This is a genomic window from Acinetobacter sp. QJM3NY_42 (assembly GCF_056173745.1).
Window position 1 is genome coordinate 1,466,561 of sequence record NZ_CM149689.1, and the last position, 19,005, is coordinate 1,485,565.

Annotated in this window: 15 protein-coding genes; 2 read left to right on the forward strand and 13 right to left on the reverse strand. The window is 43.4% G+C overall.

Annotation, left to right across the window (positions count from 1 at the left end; all coding sequences use genetic code 11):
• Nucleotides 1-100: 100 nt before the first annotated feature.
• Together paaZ and AC0VYT_RS06875 are read left to right on the forward strand one after the other, a co-directional pair.
• On the forward strand, nucleotides 101-2,215 hold the full coding sequence (gene paaZ, locus AC0VYT_RS06870) for a phenylacetic acid degradation bifunctional protein PaaZ (RefSeq protein WP_005014236.1): 2,115 nt from the start codon (nucleotides 101-103) through the stop codon (nucleotides 2,213-2,215).
• Between the two features lie 223 nt (nucleotides 2,216-2,438).
• On the forward strand, nucleotides 2,439-3,299 hold the full coding sequence (locus tag AC0VYT_RS06875) for an MBL fold metallo-hydrolase (protein ID WP_005014234.1): 861 nt from the start codon (nucleotides 2,439-2,441) through the stop codon (nucleotides 3,297-3,299).
• 52 nt (nucleotides 3,300-3,351) lie between these two features.
• Here AC0VYT_RS06875 and AC0VYT_RS06880 read toward each other — a convergent pair whose 3' ends face one another.
• The 13 genes from AC0VYT_RS06880 to AC0VYT_RS06940 form a co-directional block, all read right to left on the reverse strand.
• Entirely contained in the window at nucleotides 3,352-4,008 is a 657-nt protein-coding gene (locus tag AC0VYT_RS06880) for an ATP-binding cassette domain-containing protein (RefSeq protein WP_005014233.1), read from the reverse strand.
• A 1-nt stretch (nucleotide 4,009) separates the two neighbouring features.
• Entirely contained in the window at nucleotides 4,010-4,693 is a 684-nt protein-coding gene (gene modB / locus AC0VYT_RS06885; protein ID WP_005014232.1) for a molybdate ABC transporter permease subunit, read from the reverse strand.
• An 8-nt stretch (nucleotides 4,694-4,701) separates the two neighbouring features.
• Nucleotides 4,702-5,463 carry a molybdate ABC transporter substrate-binding protein gene (modA, locus tag AC0VYT_RS06890; RefSeq protein ID WP_005014230.1) on the reverse strand — a complete coding sequence of 254 codons (762 nt, stop codon included), beginning with the start codon at nucleotides 5,461-5,463 and terminating at the stop codon, nucleotides 4,702-4,704.
• A gap of 14 nt (nucleotides 5,464-5,477) precedes the next feature.
• The gene (locus AC0VYT_RS06895; protein WP_005014225.1) at nucleotides 5,478-6,719 is read right to left on the reverse strand and encodes a molybdopterin molybdotransferase MoeA; all 1,242 of its coding nucleotides are present in this window, start codon (nucleotides 6,717-6,719) and stop codon (nucleotides 5,478-5,480) included.
• A complete protein-coding gene (gene moaCB, locus AC0VYT_RS06900; RefSeq protein ID WP_005014224.1) occupies nucleotides 6,716-7,639 on the reverse strand; it encodes a bifunctional molybdenum cofactor biosynthesis protein MoaC/MoaB in 924 nt (307 codons plus the stop codon). The genes AC0VYT_RS06895 and moaCB overlap by 4 nt, the downstream gene beginning before the upstream one ends.
• 54 nt (nucleotides 7,640-7,693) lie before the next feature.
• Nucleotides 7,694-8,245, reverse strand: a complete 552-nt coding sequence (locus tag AC0VYT_RS06905) for a molybdenum cofactor biosynthesis protein MoaE (protein ID WP_005014222.1) — start codon at nucleotides 8,243-8,245, stop codon at nucleotides 7,694-7,696.
• Nucleotide 8,246: 1 nt separating this feature from the next.
• On the reverse strand, nucleotides 8,247-8,498 hold the full coding sequence (locus tag AC0VYT_RS06910) for a MoaD/ThiS family protein (protein ID WP_005014220.1): 252 nt from the start codon (nucleotides 8,496-8,498) through the stop codon (nucleotides 8,247-8,249).
• Nucleotide 8,499: 1 nt separating this feature from the next.
• Nucleotides 8,500-9,552 (reverse strand): GTP 3',8-cyclase MoaA, encoded by a 1,053-nt coding sequence (gene moaA / locus AC0VYT_RS06915; RefSeq protein ID WP_005014218.1) that lies wholly within the window; start codon nucleotides 9,550-9,552, stop codon nucleotides 8,500-8,502.
• A gap of 133 nt (nucleotides 9,553-9,685) precedes the next feature.
• A complete protein-coding gene (gene mobA, locus AC0VYT_RS06920; RefSeq protein ID WP_005014217.1) occupies nucleotides 9,686-10,324 on the reverse strand; it encodes a molybdenum cofactor guanylyltransferase in 639 nt (212 codons plus the stop codon).
• On the reverse strand, nucleotides 10,321-13,101 hold the full coding sequence (locus tag AC0VYT_RS06925; RefSeq protein ID WP_005014216.1) for a nitrate reductase: 2,781 nt from the start codon (nucleotides 13,099-13,101) through the stop codon (nucleotides 10,321-10,323). Before AC0VYT_RS06925 ends, mobA begins: the two co-directional genes overlap by 4 nt.
• A 280-nt stretch (nucleotides 13,102-13,381) precedes the next feature.
• Complete coding sequence (gene nirD / locus AC0VYT_RS06930; protein ID WP_005014214.1) at nucleotides 13,382-14,992, reverse strand: nitrite reductase small subunit NirD; 1,611 nt, start codon at nucleotides 14,990-14,992, stop codon at nucleotides 13,382-13,384.
• A 24-nt stretch (nucleotides 14,993-15,016) separates the two neighbouring features.
• Nucleotides 15,017-17,563, reverse strand: a complete 2,547-nt coding sequence (gene nirB / locus AC0VYT_RS06935; protein ID WP_005014209.1) for a nitrite reductase large subunit NirB — start codon at nucleotides 17,561-17,563, stop codon at nucleotides 15,017-15,019.
• A 31-nt stretch (nucleotides 17,564-17,594) separates the two neighbouring features.
• Nucleotides 17,595-18,935 (reverse strand): MFS transporter, encoded by a 1,341-nt coding sequence (locus AC0VYT_RS06940; RefSeq protein WP_005014208.1) that lies wholly within the window; start codon nucleotides 18,933-18,935, stop codon nucleotides 17,595-17,597.
• Nucleotides 18,936-19,005: the final 70 nt, after the last annotated feature.

Consider the following 19,005-nt stretch of genomic DNA (forward strand, 5'->3'; position numbering starts at 1 on the left):
TTTGACTCAATTTTAATTGACAATTTCATTTTTAGAAATCAAATTATATAACAGGATAATTAAAATTTATTTAAATAAGTATCATAAAATGGAGTTTGTAATGCTCGAACTGGAAACAGGTACACCTTATACGGAAAATGATCATACCCAAGCAGGCAATCCAAGAAGACCGGTAAAAACCTTAAGCTCGCTTGTCTGTGGACAGGAATATATTGCCCAGCAGGATTTACGTACTGTCTATCACGCCATTACTGGTGAAGCTATTTATCAGGTCAGCAGTTATGGTATTGATATGCAGACAGTGGTTAACTATGCCAAAACTCAAGGTTCACTTATTGCGACATGGAGTTTTCATCAGCGCGCACATGCGCTCAAGCAGGTAGCACAATATTTGCTGGAACGTAAGGAGGCCTATTATGAACTGGCGAAAGCAACCGGCTGTACCCGTAAGGATGCCTGGGTCGATATTGAAGGTGGTATAGGTACACTGTTTGCCTACTCCAGTCTGGTACGCCGTGAACTCAGTGATGAAACAGTATTGATTGAAGATAACTGGATTCCACTTTCCAAACAGGGCACCTTCGGGGCAAAGCATCTACTTACCCCTAAGACTGGTGTTGCCGTACATATTAATGCCTTTAATTTTCCGGTTTGGGGGATGCTAGAGAAAATTGCGCCAGCGCTGCTTGCCGGTGTCCCTTGTATTGTTAAACCTGCGACAGAAGGCGCAGAACTTACACATGCTGTGGTTCAGGCTATTTATGCCAGTGGTTTTCTGCCTGAAGGCACTTTACAGTTAATATGCGGTCAAACTTATGACCTGCTAGAACAGTTAGGTCCACAAGATATCGTAACCTTCACTGGCTCTGCAACAACCGGACAGAAATTACGCGCCCACCCTCATCTTAACCGCTACTCGATTCCGTTCAGCATGGAAGCAGACTCAGTAAACAGTGCCATTTTAACCGAAGGAGCCAGCGAAGAAACTATTGAACTGTTCGTCCGTGAGGTTTATCGGGAGATGACGTCAAAAGCCGGGCAGAAATGTACTGCCATTCGTCGGGCTTTTGTGCCGGCTTTCCTGCTGGATACAGTGCAACAAAAACTGCTAGCCCGACTGGAAAAAGTTGTAGTCGGTGATCCAGAACATGAAAATGTGACGATGGGTGCGCTTGCCAGTCTCAAACAAAAATATGATGTCGCTGAAAAAGTCGAACTGCTGAGCCAGGAAGCAAAGATTATCTTTGGTGGACATAATGATCAAAATTTTCAGTTTCACTCAGACTCTCCTGAAAAAGGTGTATTTTATCCGCCTACCTTACTATGCTGTTCAAATCCGGTCACTGCAAGATATGTGCACGAGATTGAGGCTTTTGGTCCAGTTGTAACTTTGATGCCTTATCAAAACCAAACTGAGCTGACTGAGCTGGTTGCCCGTGGTGAAGGTAGTCTCGTTGCTTCAATTGTTCGCAATACAGAGCAAAATATTGAAAGTCTGATTGCAAAAATTGCGCCGTGGCATGGTCGTATTCATATTCTGGATACAGAAAATGCAAAAGAGAGTACCGGTCACGGCTCACCCTTACCGCATCTGGTTCATGGTGGGCCAGGCCGTGCAGGTGGTGGAGAAGAGCTCGGAGGCCTGCGAGCAGTCAAATATTATATGCAGCGTACAGCCATTCAGGGCTCACCTGACGTCATGACACAGATTGGACATAGCTGGACAGCAGGTTCAAGAGTGTTTGAAGATCGCGTACATCCATTTAAGAAAAGCTTTGACGAGCTTCAAATTGGTGAACGTCTGCTTACAGCACGTCGGACAGTTACCGAAGCCGATATCGTAAATTTTGCCTGCTTAAGTGGTGACCACTTCTATGCCCATATGGACAAGATTGCCGCGGCAGATTCATTATTTGGTGAACGCGTGGCTCATGGGTATTTTGTTGTATCTGCCGCAGCGGGCCTGTTTGTAGAGGCAGCACCAGGACCGGTTATTGCCAATTATGGTATGGATAACCTGCGCTTTGTTGAGCCGGTAAAAATAGGTGACACTATTCAGGTTGAATTAACCTGTAAGCAAAAAACGCCAAAACCTCAACGTGAGCCAGAGCAGAAACCACATGGTGTGGTTGTCTGGGATATCAAGGTTAAAAACCAGCGTAATGAACTGGTAGCAACCTATGACATTCTGACGCTGGTTGAACGCGCTGCATAAATACAGGTAAATTTCGGGATAAAAGTCTGCTGAAGGACTTTCATCCTGAAATATAGTTATTTATAGAGCAAGTCTAAAAAAACTAACTATTTGATATAATAAGTAAAAATAATCATAGTTTACCTAAATCATTTACTTATAACAAAACATAAAATTAGGATACTGTACTTCACTCTATACCATGCTAGAAGTGAAATATATAAGCTGATAAAGAGATGATCTGATGCGTGTCCATTTCCTGAACAGTATTTCAACCTGTCCTTTAGGGGGTGCTTTGATGGATGGCTTTTCCTATGCCAAGTTACGGGGGCGTTTGACCTGTACCTGTGTGCTGATTGAAACAGCTGATAGTCTGGTACTGGTTGATACTGGTTTTGGATTACGTGACATTGCTTCTCCACGTACCCGCCTCGGCTGGTTTTTCCGTTTTCTGGTCAGTCCAGAGTGGCGTGAAGAAATGACAGCAATCCGGCAGATTGAACGTTTAGGCTATGACCCGCGTGATGTAAGACATATCATTTTATCGCATCTGGATTTTGACCATGCTGGCGGACTGGATGATTTTCCCCATGCTACTGTTCATATGATGCAAACAGAACGGGATTATGCCCTTTCGCAAAAGACCTGGCTGGACCGGCAGCGTTTTCGTCCACAGCAGTGGTCTTATCGCGAGAAATGGAAAGTATATAACCCTGATACAGGAGAAGGCTGGTATGGTTTTAATTCAGTAAGAGATCTGGATGGGTTACCACCTGAGATTTTATTTGTTCCTCTTTCAGGTCATACACATGGTCATGCCGGCATTGCCATTCAGGCTGGAGATAAATGGCTGCTTAATGCTGCTGATGCCTATTTTTATCATAAGGAAATAGATCCCGTCAGCCCATGCTGTACCCCTGGCCTGCGTTTTTACCAGACCATGCTGGAAAAAGACCGTAAAGCGCGTCTCTCTAATCAGGCCCGTTTACGCCAGCTTCATCAGCACCATGCACATGAAATTGATATATTTTGCTCGCATGATAGTCATGATTTTGAACGCCTGAGTGGCCGTTCGGCAGAGTTACCTGCGTCCTTCTTCAAATAGCTCGCTTCGAGTAAATTTTATAATAATTTTAAATACCTGAAAAAATATCTGCTTATGGGCCGGTTAACATGGAACAGTTCGGTTTGTACTGCTGTAGCATTATGGTATCTGCCTCTAAAAAATCCAGTTCTGCCGGATGATGAGTAACATAGATCATTGGGAGTTCAATATGGCTTTGCAATTGTTTAAGAAAGGGTAAAACCTGCTGTTTTAATTGCTGATCTAAGCCGCTTAGAGGTTCATCAAGAAGCAGCAAGTCTGGAGATGAAAGCAGAGCCCGACCTATTGATACCCGCTGTGCTTCACCGCCCGAAAGTTGGTGAGATTTACGCTGGAGTAATTTTTTTAATTCAAGTAAGTCAACTATATGTTCAAGGCTAATTTTTTGATGGACTGTTTTTGAGAATTTTTTCGCGTAATGCAGATTTTGTAATACATTCATATGGGGAAATAATAAGGCATGTTGAAATATCAGAGCAATATGTCTCTGATGAGTAGGAAGGTTCACATTCTCTACTGTATCGAGCAAAGTAGTTTCTTTAAAGACAATCTGGCCTTCTACCGGAGATAATAAACCTATAATGTTTTTTAAGAATGTTGTTTTCCCGCTTCCTGATGCTCCCACAATCCCCAATACCTGCTGTTGCATGGTCAGGTTTACATCTAATCTGAACCCTGGCTGTTGATAGTGAAATTTGCATTTGAGCATATCACCCCTCCAGTTTTTTCTGGTATTTCTGTAAAATGAAGTAATTGGCGATGAGGGCTGAAAAAGCCAGTACCAGAGATAACATCACCAGCCGCAGAGCCATTTCTTCACCATTGGGCTGCTGTAAAAAAGAATATATAGCAATAGGCACAGTACGGGTCTCACCAGGAATATTGCCTACAAAAGTAATGGTCGCGCCAAACTCTCCGAGACTCCGGCTAAAACATAAAATACTGCCAATGATCATGCCGGGTAAGGCCAAAGGTAGACTAATACTGTAAAAGACCTGAACAGGTGTAGCGCCAAGTGTACCTGCTATATGTTCTAACTGCCGGTTCATTAACTGAAAAGACAGGCGGATTGGCTGTACCATTAATGGAAATGCGACTACCATTGAAGCCAGCACGGCACCTTTCCAGTTAAAGGCCAGTTCCAGTCCAAGAATATGCAGATATTGACCGATCAGCCCTTGCTGACCAAATAGTATAAGTAACAGATAACCTAATACAACAGGCGGCAAGACCATCGGGAGCTGTAATAAGGCTTCAACCATAAATTTTAAACGAAATTCATAACGAGCCAAGTACCAGGCTAATGCAATAGCAAACGGTAAACAGACCAGCGTTGCAAACAGGCCAACTTTGGCTGATAAATAAAGTGCACTCAGCTCTTCTGGTCCGAACATGATTATCCTTAAGGTTTAAGCGAAAAGCCGTAGTGATGAAATATAGTTTTTGACTGTATTGACTCTACAATAAACTTTTGGAATCGTACCGCTTCAGGGCTGTTACTTCCTGCCTTGGTCAAGGCAAGCGGATAAATAACAGGATTATGCAAATGCTCAGGAAAGATTCCTAGGATTTTTACTTTTTGACTGATCAAAGCATCTGTCTTGTACACGATTCCCAGTTTACATTCTCCCCGTTCTACAAAGGTCAGCGTAGAACGTACATCATCTGTACCTACAATGCGCCCTTTCAAATCATTCAGCCAGCGTAATCTGGTCAAGGCCTGTTTAGCGTATTTGCCTGCGGGAACAGTCTCCATCTGTGCTGTACACAAATATCCATTAAAAACTTTAGCTATTTTAAAGTCCGGCTGCGGCTTGAATGGAATATGTAGGTATTTGGGGCTAATCATAACCAGCTGATTACCCAATAAAGGCCTCACTTGATCCGCATGAATTTTATTTTTTCTGACCAGATAAGCCATCCACTCCTGATCTGCTGAAAAAAATAGATCACTACTGGCTCCGGCTTCAATCTGTTTAGCCAGAGTTGAAGAGCCACCAAATACTGTGACAATTTTAGTTTGTGGATATTGAGCCTGATAAATTTTAGCGATTTCAGTCATGGCATTGTTTAGGCTGGCCGCTGCATAGATCTTAACCGTACCGGCCTGTGTAGAGGAAAATGTCAGTGTCAGGCACATATAAGAAAACAGGATTTTTTTCATGTGCATTTTCCTTATTACTGAATAAATAAGCCTTGAACCATATCGCCTTGACTCAGGTTTCGTTCTGCCGGAACCCGTACCAGACAATTAGCCTGCATTAAATTACTCAACATATGTGATTGCTGCCTGGACAAACTCTTAACTGTTAAAACCGAATCATCAAAGCTTGCGTACATTCTTAAAAAACGTTCTCTGGCATCCATTTTTAGATCATGGCTCAGTACCGCATTAAACCAGCTCGGCTGATTTTTTTGACCTTGTAAAACGTTTAATAAAGTGGAAGTATAGACTTGCATACCTACATAAACCGCTGCAGGATTGCCCGGTAGCCCTAGCAGATAACAAGCGGACTTGTCATTACGCTGTAAGTACGCAAAGAATATGGGTTTACCCGGCTTCTGTTTTACTTTCCAGAAAATCTGTTCAAAACCTGACTCTAAAGCAACTGGACGAATAAAATCATAATCTCCCACCGATACACCGCCAGTGGTTAAAATCAGGTCATAACTTGACAATAATTTCTGGATGAGTGCCTGTACAGCCTCTTTGGTATCAGCAATATGAAAGATTTCTACTTGCTGCCCTGCCTGCTGAAACCATGCCTTAATCAAGGGTCCATTGGCATCAAAAATTTTTCCTGCTGCAAAGTCCTCTACACTTTCAGCAACTTCATCTCCTGAAATAACTATGGCAACTTTAGGATATTGAAAGACTTCAACGGTATTGATCCCTGCCATGCTTAAGGAAGCAATTACTCCGACAGACAATTGCTGACCTTCATTTGCCAATAATTGTCCTGCTACAATTTCTTCGCCTACATCCCGGATATCAATATTAGCTTTTAGGTTTTCGATGATTTTAATTCTGGATGAATTGATTAGCTCAACTATTTCCTGACGCGCCACTGTAGTAGTTCCAGATGGAATTTTGGCCCCAGTAAAAATTCGGACTGCCTGCTCTGCCTGGAGTTGTACTTCGACCTGCTGACCGGCCCGAATTTCACCGATGAGCTGGAATTCACTTTCCGGTTCAATCGCTTTTTTGGCACAGATGGCATACCCATCGACTGCACTTTGTGAAAATAAGGGTAAATTGATTGAAGAATAGATATTTTCAGCCAGATAGCGATTTAAGGCGTTCTGTAATTCAAGTTTCTCAGTATCTAAGGGCTGCACATGTTGCAAAATGCGATCCAATGCCTGATCTACACTGATCAGGCCATGTTCAGCACCACACCTTGAGCTGATAGTATTCATTGATACCCTCCCTGATGTGGAATATTTTTTTGCACATCAAACAGATGGATCAAAGCGGGTAAAACTGCAATCAAAGATTCTTTGGCACCTTGACGGCTGCCTGGTAAAGTCATGATCAGACTATTCTCGATATAACCAGCGACACCACGACTTAAAGCAGCATAGGGCGTACGTTTCTGACCAAAATTGCGTGAAGCTTCCATCAAGCCGGGTATTTCCCGCTTTAATAAAGGCTGTAAGGTTTCAACAGTTAAATCTTTAGGGCCGAGTCCTGTTCCGCCTACCGTTAAAATGAGTGGATAATCATTTTTCTGTTGTTCAACCAGTGCCAGTAACTGTTCAGGATTGTCCGGAATGATCTGATAGGCAATATTTGCGAAATTAGCTTCCTGTAATATTTCCAGGACATTTTGCCCTGCTGTATCCGGCTTTTTACCGGCAGCAACCGTGTCTGACAATACAATGATAGAAGCAGGCAAGCTGTTTTTTAAAACGCGGGTAAAATGTGATTTCCCCCCTTTTTTCTTTTGTAACTTGCATTGATCCAGTGATAAATCTTCTGGTTCACAATGAGGCTTTAACATATCATACAGTGTTAAACCGGCCAGACTGACTGCCGTTAAAGCTTCCATTTCCACACCCGTTGGGCCTATGGTTTCAACTATCGCAATAATTTCAACATGCGTATCAAACAGTTTATATTCTACGTCAGCCCGGTAAATGGGTAATGGATGACATAGTGGAATGAGCTCATCGGTACGTTTAGCTGCCAGAATTCCTGCAATGCGAGCCGTCTTGAGAGCATCACCTTTTTCAGTATTACCATTGCGTAATAATTCAATACAATGTGGCGGAGCATGCAGAATTCCTGTGGCCACTGCAGTACGGTAACTTTCTGCTTTCATCCCGACATTTTTCATTGCCTATTCCTGTGGTTCATTCTTTCTTTAAACAAGCGTATTTTCAGTTCTAGCTTATAGCGGCCATTGATAAATCAATGGAGTGTTCTCTTTGGTGTGACGGCAATGCTGATGCTTTTCGGCTGAATGTTCTGGATGATGATGTGCATGACTAAGGTCTGTTTCATCTTTACGGATACAGCAACCCTCAACATATTGGCTACTGCCATCTATATAGAACTCTTCTTTCCAGACCGGTACCTCATGTTTGACCCGTTCTACTGCTTCTTCACAGGCTGCGAAGGCTTCCCGGCGATGTGCTGCATAAGCAATGGCAATAATGGCTTTTTCACCAATCTCCAGTGTCCCAATCCGGTGTATTACACGTACATAAGATACGCCGTATTTAACCTGAATTTCCTGTTCAATCTGACTAATCATTTTTTCTGCAACGGGTGTATAGGCAGTATATTTTAGTGCTTTTACTGCTTTGCCTTCATGGTGATTCCGAACCGTACCGATAAATACTCCAATCCCACCACATTCAGGAAAAGACTGGATCAGATCAAAAATTTCCAGCTTTAAAGCAGCCTCCTGAATCCGGGGAAACCGTTTGTATTCGTCCATTTCAACCTCCTGCTACAGGTGAAAGTAGTACCAGCGTGCTGTCAGTAGTGAGTGAAGTCTGACGTGAAATAATATCTTCACCAATTGCACAGGCACAGCGTTCCATTATGGCAAGGGCTTCAGGATAGTTATGTCCCACCTGATCCAATATCTGAGAAACTGTACTTTGAGATTTGCAGATAATTTCGAAATTTTGCGGTAACTGCCGTTCTACCGCACCGAAGGCTTCAATTCTGATTTTGATTTGTGACATCTTAGCCTCCTATCATATGCATGCTAATCTTGCGGCTGTTTTGGTTCATATTCTGACTTTTTAAACGCTGTGCTATAGCGTAAAAGCCTTGTTCTTTGTTCCAGATGTATGGAGATAAAATGCTGTATAAATTCACTTCACCCAAAGGTAAAGAAGAACCCAGAGAGCGGATTTCATTTTTAATATTCAAACCTTGTGGTGCAAACAGGCAGTTATAAAATTCACCTTGTGCTGTCAACCGTAACCGGTCACAGCTGCCACAAAATGAATTGGTAATGGTCGAGATAATTCCAATCGGATGGCCATCAATCAAATACTGTCTTGCAGGTTCCGAACCTGACTGTGCAGAGTCATTGTTTTTTTCGGTGAGAGTAAATTCAGTCGCCAAGGTTTCTAAAATATATTTTTCACTGACCACATGTTCCGTAGACCATTTTCTATCCCCATCCAAGGGCATAAATTCAATAAAACGCAGCATAATTTTTTGCTGAACCGACCAGCGTGCCAAAGGCAGAATTTGATGGTCATTGATTCCGTTCATCAATACACAATTGATCTTGATCGGTAAGCCAGCAGCTTTGACTGCCTGAATTCCTTCCAAAACGGGTGTTAAATCTTTTTGGGTCAACTGCTTGAACTGCTTGTTATTCAAGCTATCCAGACTGATATTCAAATCATCCAGCCCGGCCTGTTTTAAGTTATCTGCATATTGCTTGAGGTAGTGTCCATTAGTGGTCATCGAAATACGCTTTAGGCCCAGCTTTCTTAGAGCTTGAAGCTGTTCAACGAAATGCACTACTCCCTGCCGCATTAAGGGTTCACCACCAGTAATGCGGATAGCTTCTATACCATGACGAACCATAAAATCACAGAATTGATATAACTCTTCAAAACTGAGCAGGTCTTGTTTTTTCATCCATTCAGGATGTTCTGGCATACAGTAGACACACTTAAAATTGCAGCGATCAGTCACTGAAATACGTAGCTTGCGCTTGCTGCGGCCAAACTGGTCGACAAATAATGCAACGTTTTCAAGCTGTGTCATCGTCTTCATGTTGAATATCCATCTTCAGACTGCGGGCTGGTTATGCGCATCTGCAATGCTTGATACCTGCATTGCTCAATCTTGTAATAATCAGGTTTGCAATAAGTGTTCCAACTTTGCGCTAAAAGAAAAATATTCAGTTTTAGTGCAGAAATTTGAGCTGCTGATACTGTTGCAGCTCATCCAGCGAATTAATACTGTGAAAAAATAGGGCATGATTTTTAAAACATGCAACTTGAGCGTGCAAATCACTAAAACAGTGTTTAAGACTGCGCTGTTCTTGTTCAATATGTAAATTCAGGGTTACCAAGCTGCTGCGCTTGACCAGACAAAATGGATAAAGTGGCTTACCATTGATTTCGACATAAGCGACTTCTGCCAGATTATTTTTAGCTAGAGCCACATGTAGCTTGAGCAGTACTTTGGATGGGATATAGGTTACATCGCAGGGTACAAATAGCACATAGTCTGATTGCACATGCGACCAAGCACTTTTCATGCCCATTAATGGCCCCTGAAAACCGGTCTCATCATCCTGATAATAATAAATATTTGGAATAATTTTTTGATAAATGGAATAGTCACGATGACTATTGATCCAGACCTGTGCAATATTTGGTTTCAGTTGTTGATAAATTTTAATCAGCTGAATCTGTTCATCAAATTTCTGCAACAGTTTGTTGATGCCATTCATCCGTCTGGCCTGTCCACCGGCTAGTATCACCAGATCAGTACGCGGATAAACTGTTTTATTATTTTCTCTCTTGCTTCCTTTTTTCATCCTACTATCTCCATTTGGCATGCTTTAATCAGACCACGGATTTCAGGCAGACATGAACCGCAATTTCCTCCAGCTTTTAAACATGCAGTTATCTGTTTTTCATCCATAATATTTTTAGTTTTAATGGTTTCAATAATGCGGTTTTTACCGACTTTAAAACAGCTACACACCAAGGGACCTTCATTATTCACCATGGACATTGGCTGCCCGGCGAGTAAGGCTTTACGATGCATGGCACTTAAACGTTCACGTTTAAACAGGTTGGCTATCCAGTCCCGGTCTGGTAATAAAGCCTTCGGTGCAATATACAGGCTGGCAATTAAGTGACCTTCTTTCAGTACTACAGTATGGCTGATGTGAGCAGTTTGATCTTCAAGATTTAGCCATTCAAAACTTTCATCCTGAAATGGGAATAATTCTTTTAAATGCTCAGTAGTATGAGCGAATTTTTGACGATCTGCCAGTTCATAACGGAGAGCTTTGGTGGTGGTGATCTTTACCCACCAAACCATATTTTCAATAGACGATTGCACGGTTTTTTCAAAACCCTGACGTACATAAAATACGCCTTGCCACTGAATATGAAAGGGTTGTATGAGCACTGGTGTGTGTTTAAATTCTGGCTCACCGGAAATAGCATCGACTACCGGATTCACGATCTTGCCGATCCTGGCGTCAGAGGCCACCTGGTCATTCCAGTGAATCGGTGCAAAGACCTGTCCACGGCGAATATTGTCACTGACCATTGCACGTAAAACACAATTTCCCCATCTGGATTTAACTTCTACCAGCTCGTCATCTTTAATCCCGTATTTCAAGGCATCATGCGGATGGATTTCACAATACGGTTCAGCACGGTGTGTACTTAAATTGGCAGAGAGTCCGGTACGGCTCATGGTATGCCATTGATCTCGGATCCGGCCAGTATTTAAAATTAAAGGAAATTCACTACAGATTGGATAAACTGGATCTACTGCAGAGACCGCAATAAATTTAGCTTTGCCATCGGCATGGCTAAACTGACCTTGGCTATATAGTCGAGTGACTAAATCATCTGCCTGATCTTTGCTCCACACTGGCCACTGCACTGGTTTTAGCTCATTGTACTCAGCCAAGCTTAAATCGGTTAAACCCTTTAAATTGAAATAACGGAAATATGGTGTTTCAGATCGCTGACTTAAATGAGAATTTTGTTCGGCAGATAATCGGGCATGTTCCAGAAAAATGTCGTGGCTGTTATTAAAATCAAAACCACTAAATCCCATTTTTTGAGCCACCTGACTGATGGCCCACCAGTCAGCTTTGGCTTGCCCTGGTATATCTAAAAAAGCTCGCTGTCTAGAAATACGACGTTCCGAATTAGTCACGGTTCCGTCTCTTTCACCCCAACCAAGTGCAGGTAACAAGACATCGGCATATTGTGTGGTATCCGTATTTTGGCAAATCTCCGACACTACCACAAAGTCACATTTTTCCAGAGCTCGTTTGACCTGATCGGCATCCGGCATGCTCACAACTGGATTGGTCGCCATGATCCAGATTGCTTTAATCTTGCCGCTTTCAACTGCCTGAAATAAATCAACGGCTTTTAGCCCTGCCTGCTTGGCAATATAGGGACTTTGCCAGAAATTTTGCACCAGTTGCTGATGGCTTTCATTTTCCAGCTCCAGATGGGCTGCCAGCATGTTGGCCAGTCCACCCACTTCACGCCCGCCCATCGCATTCGGCTGTCCGGTCATAGAAAATGGTGCGGCACCCAGTTTGCCAATTTTCCCCGTCAATAAATGGCAGTTGCTAATACTATTAGCCTTGTTTACTCCTTGAGAAGACTGATTAACTCCCATTGAAAATAAGGTCATAACTTTTTCAGTTTGGGCAAATTTCTCATAAAAGTTTCGCAGTTTATCAGCAGTAATGTCAGTACGCTGAGCCACTGCTTCAATGGAAGATTCAGTTTCACTCTGTACTAAAGTCTGTTCTAGGCCTTGTGTATATTGAGCAATAAATTTATGGTCTGCGTGACCATTTTTCCAGAGATACTGCAATAAACCATTAAACAGTGCCACATCTTGTCCGGGTAAAATCGGCAAATGCAAGTCCGCAGCTTCACAGGTGCTGGTAAAGCGGGGATCAACTACGACTACAAACAGGTTACGCTGTTCTTTGGCTTGCATGATGCGTTGATATAAAACTGGATGGCACCATGCAGTATTGGAACCCACTAGTACTACCATATCGGTATGTTCAAAATCCTCATAACTCGCAGGGACAATATCCTCACCAAAGACGCGTTTATGTGCGGCAACTGCCGATGACATGCAAAGTCGTGAGTTGGTATCGATATTGGCTGTACCGAGATAGCCTTTAACAAATTTATTGACGACATAATAGTCTTCAGTTAGTAATTGGCCCGATACATAGAAGGCAATACTGTCACGACCATATTGATCAATACATTGCTGGAATTTTTTGGAAATAATAGAAGTCGCAGTATCCCAGCTAGTGATTTCTTGCTGATCTTTACGCCCGATTATCGGTTCTAGGACACGGGTTTCCAGTCCCAAAGTATCTGCCAGATTACTGCCTTTAATGCAGAGCTTGCCATAATTAGCAGGATGATTGACATCGCCTTCTATCGCTACTTTCAGTCCTGATGGTGTTGGCGTCACATGTGCCGTTACTCCACAGCCCACGCCGCAGTATGGACAGGTCGTTTGCGTAGTTATTGTTTTTAAGTCTGTAGAGCTTTCAAGTTCCACAATGGGAATACTGTTCATGGATGCTCCTTAAGTTTTGTAACGGGCTATTTAATTCTTTTAAAAGGGGGTTCATTACAACGGTGTCTTTTCAATTCGACTCATTTTTCTGGATGAACCTTTGGTTCCACCTACTTTTCTTTCGGGAGAAATAGGCAAAACTATTGTCATCCGTAAAAATCGCCTTAATCCATCATTTATCAAAAAGCTTGCAGAAACATTCATTTTCTTATGTTGTCTTGGCTTAAACAGTTGCGGATAACATTTCGCATATCCTGTTTTTCCATGACAAATTGATTTTTTAACCTGCTTTCTTTAATGCAAAATCCCGACCAAAAAGCAGCTTGTTGCGAATATTTGTAATTGGGGTTTGATCTGCAATTAGTTCCGCATACCATGCGCCGTCTTCAGTGTCGCCAAACAACACTGCACCAATCACTTTATCCTTTTGAATAATAATGCGCTTGTAGATCTGACGTTTTTCATCATTTAATATGATATCTTCAAAATCATCTTTCGGCTCAAAGTCACCTGCCGAGAATACATCACAACCACTGACTTTGAGCTGAGTCGGAACAGTGGGAGCTTTGAAGATTAGGCTGCCATGCTCGGCCAGATGCGATGCACAAATAAATGCCTGGCCCCATAATGGTTCAACCAGACCAAAGGTTTGACCACGGTGCTCGATGCATTCGCCTACAGCATAAATACTCGGATCAAAAGTCTGCATGGTGTCATTCACCAATACACCGCGGTTGCACCTCAGACCTGCACTTTGCGCCAAGCTCATGTTTGGACGAATCCCCACAGCGAATACCACCAGATCAGCATCCAGCACAGTGCCATCTTTGAGTTTGACTTGAGTCACGTGACCCTCTTCACCGATCAGACATTCAGTATTGGCTTCAGTCAGAATACGAATGCCTTTTCGTTCAATCGTTGTTTTCAGCATTTGGCTGGCTTTGATGTCCAACTGACGGTCCATGATACGGTCCATCAGGTGCAGCACAGTAACATGCATGCCCTGCTGTTTAAGTCCATATGCTGCTTCTAGACCAAGCAAACCACCGCCTATGATCACCGCATTTTTTTTAGTCTTGCAATAGGCCAGCATCTGGTTGACGTCATAAATATTACGGAAACTGAGTACGCCTTTTAAATCACTACCTGGAATTGGTGGAATGAATGGTTTAGAACCGGTGGCAAGAATCAGGCGGTCATAACTGATTACTTCACCTTTTTCGGTATAAACATGCTTACGCGGACGGTCAATGCGGACTGCCGGATCACCGGCAATCAGGCGAATGCCTTTGTCGGCATACCAGGCATGCGGATGCAGCATAATGTCATCAATGGTTTTCTCACCCGAAAGTACTGGTGATAGCATGATACGGTTGTAGTTACCCCACGGTTCTTCGCCAATCACGGTAATTTCATAATGGTCTGGTGCCATATCCAACAGGTCTTCCAGACAACGCATACCCGCCAAACCATTACCGACCAGTACTAGCTTCATTTTTTCAGGTGAAATACCGTTATTGGTAATATAGGTTTTTTGTGGCACAGGGCTGATGGATACCTTGCCATTTTCAATTTTGCTTGGGAATACCAGCAGTTTCTGGTCTTTATCTTCCAGACAACGGCCCGTCGCCAGACTGAAATGCTGCTTATAAATGGGTGAAGCGACGACGCGCTCACCTTGTAAATCACCAATGATGCCGCGTGACATCACAAAAGCCTTACTAAATGGGTCCTGGTTGCTCAGCGCATATACCCGTTTTTCTGATCCTACACGGAAGATCGCAATTGATTGATCTTCTACTAATGCTGCTACACCAGTATTTGGGGTGATGTCGTCCAGTGCACACACTTCTACCCAATTTAGTTCATTCATGTCTTTAAAAATAGTCATCTTCTTGCTCCTTTGTTATTTGAATCAGGCTTCCACTACTACAATACGGTTTGCATCACGTTCAGCTTTTGTTTTTGGACGAATCTGGCCGCGAACTTCTGTAAACTGGATATGTGGGTCGTTTTGCTGTTCAGCTTTGGCATTAATAAAGGTTTTGAAACGTTTACGAACTTCAGGATCTTCAATTGCAGTACGCCATTCATCCTGATAGGTACCGACCACATGCTGCATACGGCGCTCTAATTCTGCTGCCAAACCGAGTGAATCATTTACGATGACATCTTTCAGATAATCCAGACCACCTTCCAGATTATCGCGCCAGACTGAAGTACGTTGCAGACGATCGGCTGTCTGAATATAAAACATGAAGAAACGGTCGATATATTTGATCAGTGTGGAAGTATCCAGATCTGAGGCGAGCAGTTCAGCATGGCGCGGTTTCATGCCGCCATTGCCGCATACATATAGGTTCCAGCCTTTTTCAGTCGCAATGACGCCCACATCCTTGCTCTGTGCTTCTGCACATTCACGAGTACAGCCAGATACTGCCATTTTGGTTTTATGTGGTGAACGTAGGCCCTTGTAACGGTTTTCCAGGAAAATAGCCAAGCCGACAGAATCATCTACACCATAACGGCACCAGGTACTACCGACACAAGATTTCACGGTACGCAATGACTTGCCATAAGCATGACCCGATTCAAAACCAGCATTAATCAGTTTTTCCCATATTTCAGGCAATTGATGGACTTGTGCACCAAACATATCGACACGCTGACCACCCGTCAGTTTGGTATACAGACCATATTCTTTGGCAATCTGGCCAATCACGATCAGACCATCCGGTGTGACTTCACCGCCAGCCATACGCGGTACCACGGAGTAAGTACCATCTTTTTGAATGTTACCGAGGTAGTAGTCATTACTGTCTTGCAGACCTGCATGGTTTGGTTTCAGCACAAAGTCATTCCAGCAAGAAGCCAGAATATTTGCTACTGTTGGCTTACAGATGTCACAGCCCAGACCGTGACCGTGTTGCTGGATCAGATCATCAAAAGTTTTGATCTCATTGACACGCACCAGGTGATACAGCTCCTGACGTGAATAAGCGAAGTGTTCACACAAATGGTTATTCACGGTTACGCCTTGACGTTGTAACTCAGATTTTAATACTTGTGTTACCAGCGGTGCACAACCACCACATGCCGTTGCCGCTTTGGTGCATTTTTTTAGCGCACCGAGTGAAGTGGAACCATCAGCAATTGCAGAACAGATATCCGCTTTAGACACGTTATTACATGAACAGATGGTTGCGCTGTCTGGGAGTAGATCAACACCGCTACCTCCTGCTTTGGCAGTGGCTTGATCCAAGCCTGGCATGATCAGACTTTCTGGATTTTCCGGTATGTCTAGACCATTCAGCATCATTTGCAGCAGGTCGTTATATTCTTTGGCACAACCGACCAGTACCGCACCAAGCAACTTGGTTTTTTCTGCATTGACCACGATTTTTTTATAAACCATCGCAGCTTCATCAGCATAGAAATAGCTGAGTGCATTTGGAGTCATGGCATGTGCATCACCTACAGATGCGACATCGACACCCATCAGTTTCAGCTTGGTACTCATGTCTGCGCCAGCAAATGCATGGCTTTCTTGGCCCAGTACATGTTTTGCCGCGATACGCGCCATATCATAGCCCGGAGCGACCAAACCAAAAATCTTGTTATTCCACAGCGCACATTCACCAATCGCGTAAATATCTGGATTGGAGGTCTGACAATAATCATTAATCGTGATCCCGCCGCGCTCACCAATGGCCAGCCCGCTTTGACGTGCCAATTCATCACGTGGACGGATGCCTGCAGAGAACAGGATAATGTCAGTTTCCAGTTCTGCACCATCACCGAACTTCATTACATGCTTGGCATTCACACCCTCTTCAATGGCTGAAGTCGCTTTTTGGGTATGAACTTGAACACCCAGATTTTCGATTTTTGAGCGTAAAACTTTGCCGCCCAGATCATCAATTTGAACTGCCATCAAACGTGGTGCAAATTCTACAACATGTGTTTCCAGATTCAGGTCACGCAGAGCTTTGGCAGCTTCTAGGCCTAAAAGGCCACCACCAATCACCACACCCGTTTTGGCATTCAGGCTAGCTGCACGAATCGCGTCCAAATCTTCAATCGTACGGTAAACAAAACAGTTTTCACGATCATTACCCGGAATCGGTGGAACGAAAGCATAGGAACCGGTGGCTAAAACCAGTTTGTCATACGCAATCACATCGCCATGATTGGTAGTCACTGTTTTACTAATTGTATCAATCGCAGTGGCTTTAGTGCTTAAACGTAGATCAATTCCATAAGCATCGGCGAAGTCTGTACGGCAAAGGGTTAAATCCTTGGCTGATTTACCGCTAAAATATTCAGTTAAATGAACACGGTCATACGCCAGATGCGGCTCTTCTGCCAGAATCGTAATTTCAACTTCGTCATCTATCTGCTCAAGCATGGATTCAATAAATTTATGTCCGACCATACCGTGGCCAATTATTACCAGTTTCATATTCTTTCTCCTTTATTCTTTTTTGTATGATTCAAGCTGTTTTGTTGCGCTCAAGAACAGCATCTTCAAACAGCTTCTGCTCTTTGGCCTTATGTTCGACCGAAAAACGAATCATCAGTACAAAGCTTGCGGCAATCACAACCAGTCCGCCCAGCATCATTAAACAGGTTTGTATATCCAGCATACCTTTAAGCAAGAAGCCTGCTGCGACTGCACCAACATTACCCCCTGCTCCGATAATGCCTGCCACGCCTCCTAAAGCATCACGGTCAATAAATGGCACCAGTGCATAAGTCGCACCACAAGCCATATGGGTAAAGAGTGCAAAAATGGTCATAACCAGAATGGCAAGCATGGCGCTATTCATTTGCGAGAATAAAATTAAAAACAGGCCTTCCATCAGAATCATGGCGAACAGCACTTTAGTACGTCCATCCAGTCCCTTTTTAATTGCCACCTTATCAGATACAATGCCGCCCAAAGCACGCGCAAATAATGCCAACAAGCCAAATATGCCTGCTGCCATACCGGCTTCTTTAAGGCCGAAGCTGAAGTGTTCGACGTAATACATCGCCACGATGTTATGTATGAAGATTTCAATTCCGAAACAGGCTGCATAGGCCCCAAATAAAATCCAGACCCGATAGTTACGTGCCGCATGCAGCAGAATCGCCATGCCACCTTTTTTCTCGCTTCCGACCTGTACACCTGCTGCCCGCAGTTCCTTGAAATTACCTTGTGGACAGTCCTGGGTAAATTTCCAGTACAATGCCCCAACAATTATCATCATTATCCCTGGAACAATTAACGCAATTCTCCAGCCTAAGGTCTGTTCAACTCCAAACATTACCAATGCAGCAAGAAGCAGCGGCATGAGCGCCTGAGTGGCTCCACCACCGGCATTTCCCCAGCCAGCTGTGGCAGCATTGGCGGTACCTACTACATTGGATGCAAACATGATGCTGGTGTGATATTGAGTAATTACAAAGCTGGCACCAATAGCGCCAATCAGTAAACGAAAGAACAGAAAGGATTCATAACTGTTGGCAGAGGCTACTCCAAAGACTGGAAGACTGCCAATAATGAGTAATGCGGTATAAGTTTTGCGCGGGCCGTATTTATCACATAAAGGACCAACGATGAGTCTTACGAGAATGGTGATTGCAACTGCAGCAATATTAATATTGGCTATCTGGTCTTTGGTCAGATGAAACTCTCCTGCAATAACTGGCATTAGCGGTGCACAGGCAAACCAGGCAAAGAAGCAGACAAAAAATGCGAGCCAACTCATATGGAAGGCCCGCATCGCTGCAGTACTAAAGTTAAATAGACTTATTTTTGTTGCTTTTTTAGCATTTAAATTTGAAGACATAAGCCATCTCCTACCTGAACTGAACGCATGGACTGGTCTGTTAGTGTTGCCACCTTACAGATTCGAACAG

Coding starts and splice junctions, on each gene's coding strand:
- paaZ (WP_005014236.1), top strand. CDS start 101: ATGCTCGAACTGGAAACAGGTACACCTTATACGGAAAATGATCATACC.
- nirD (WP_005014214.1), bottom strand. CDS start 14,992: ATGACTATTTTTAAAGACATGAATGAACTAAATTGGGTAGAAGTGTGT.
- AC0VYT_RS06895 (WP_005014225.1), bottom strand. CDS start 6,719: ATGAATACTATCAGCTCAAGGTGTGGTGCTGAACATGGCCTGATCAGT.
- AC0VYT_RS06905 (WP_005014222.1), bottom strand. CDS start 8,245: ATGGACGAATACAAACGGTTTCCCCGGATTCAGGAGGCTGCTTTAAAG.
- AC0VYT_RS06940 (WP_005014208.1), bottom strand. CDS start 18,935: ATGTCTTCAAATTTAAATGCTAAAAAAGCAACAAAAATAAGTCTATTT.
- moaA (WP_005014218.1), bottom strand. CDS start 9,552: ATGAAGACGATGACACAGCTTGAAAACGTTGCATTATTTGTCGACCAG.
- AC0VYT_RS06880 (WP_005014233.1), bottom strand. CDS start 4,008: ATGCTCAAATGCAAATTTCACTATCAACAGCCAGGGTTCAGATTAGAT.
- nirB (WP_005014209.1), bottom strand. CDS start 17,563: ATGAAACTGGTAATAATTGGCCACGGTATGGTCGGACATAAATTTATT.
- modA (WP_005014230.1), bottom strand. CDS start 5,463: ATGAAAAAAATCCTGTTTTCTTATATGTGCCTGACACTGACATTTTCC.
- modB (WP_005014232.1), bottom strand. CDS start 4,693: ATGTTCGGACCAGAAGAGCTGAGTGCACTTTATTTATCAGCCAAAGTT.
- moaCB (WP_005014224.1), bottom strand. CDS start 7,639: ATGAAAAATGTCGGGATGAAAGCAGAAAGTTACCGTACTGCAGTGGCC.
- AC0VYT_RS06875 (WP_005014234.1), top strand. CDS start 2,439: ATGCGTGTCCATTTCCTGAACAGTATTTCAACCTGTCCTTTAGGGGGT.
- AC0VYT_RS06925 (WP_005014216.1), bottom strand. CDS start 13,101: ATGAACAGTATTCCCATTGTGGAACTTGAAAGCTCTACAGACTTAAAA.
- mobA (WP_005014217.1), bottom strand. CDS start 10,324: ATGAAAAAAGGAAGCAAGAGAGAAAATAATAAAACAGTTTATCCGCGT.
- AC0VYT_RS06910 (WP_005014220.1), bottom strand. CDS start 8,498: ATGTCACAAATCAAAATCAGAATTGAAGCCTTCGGTGCGGTAGAACGG.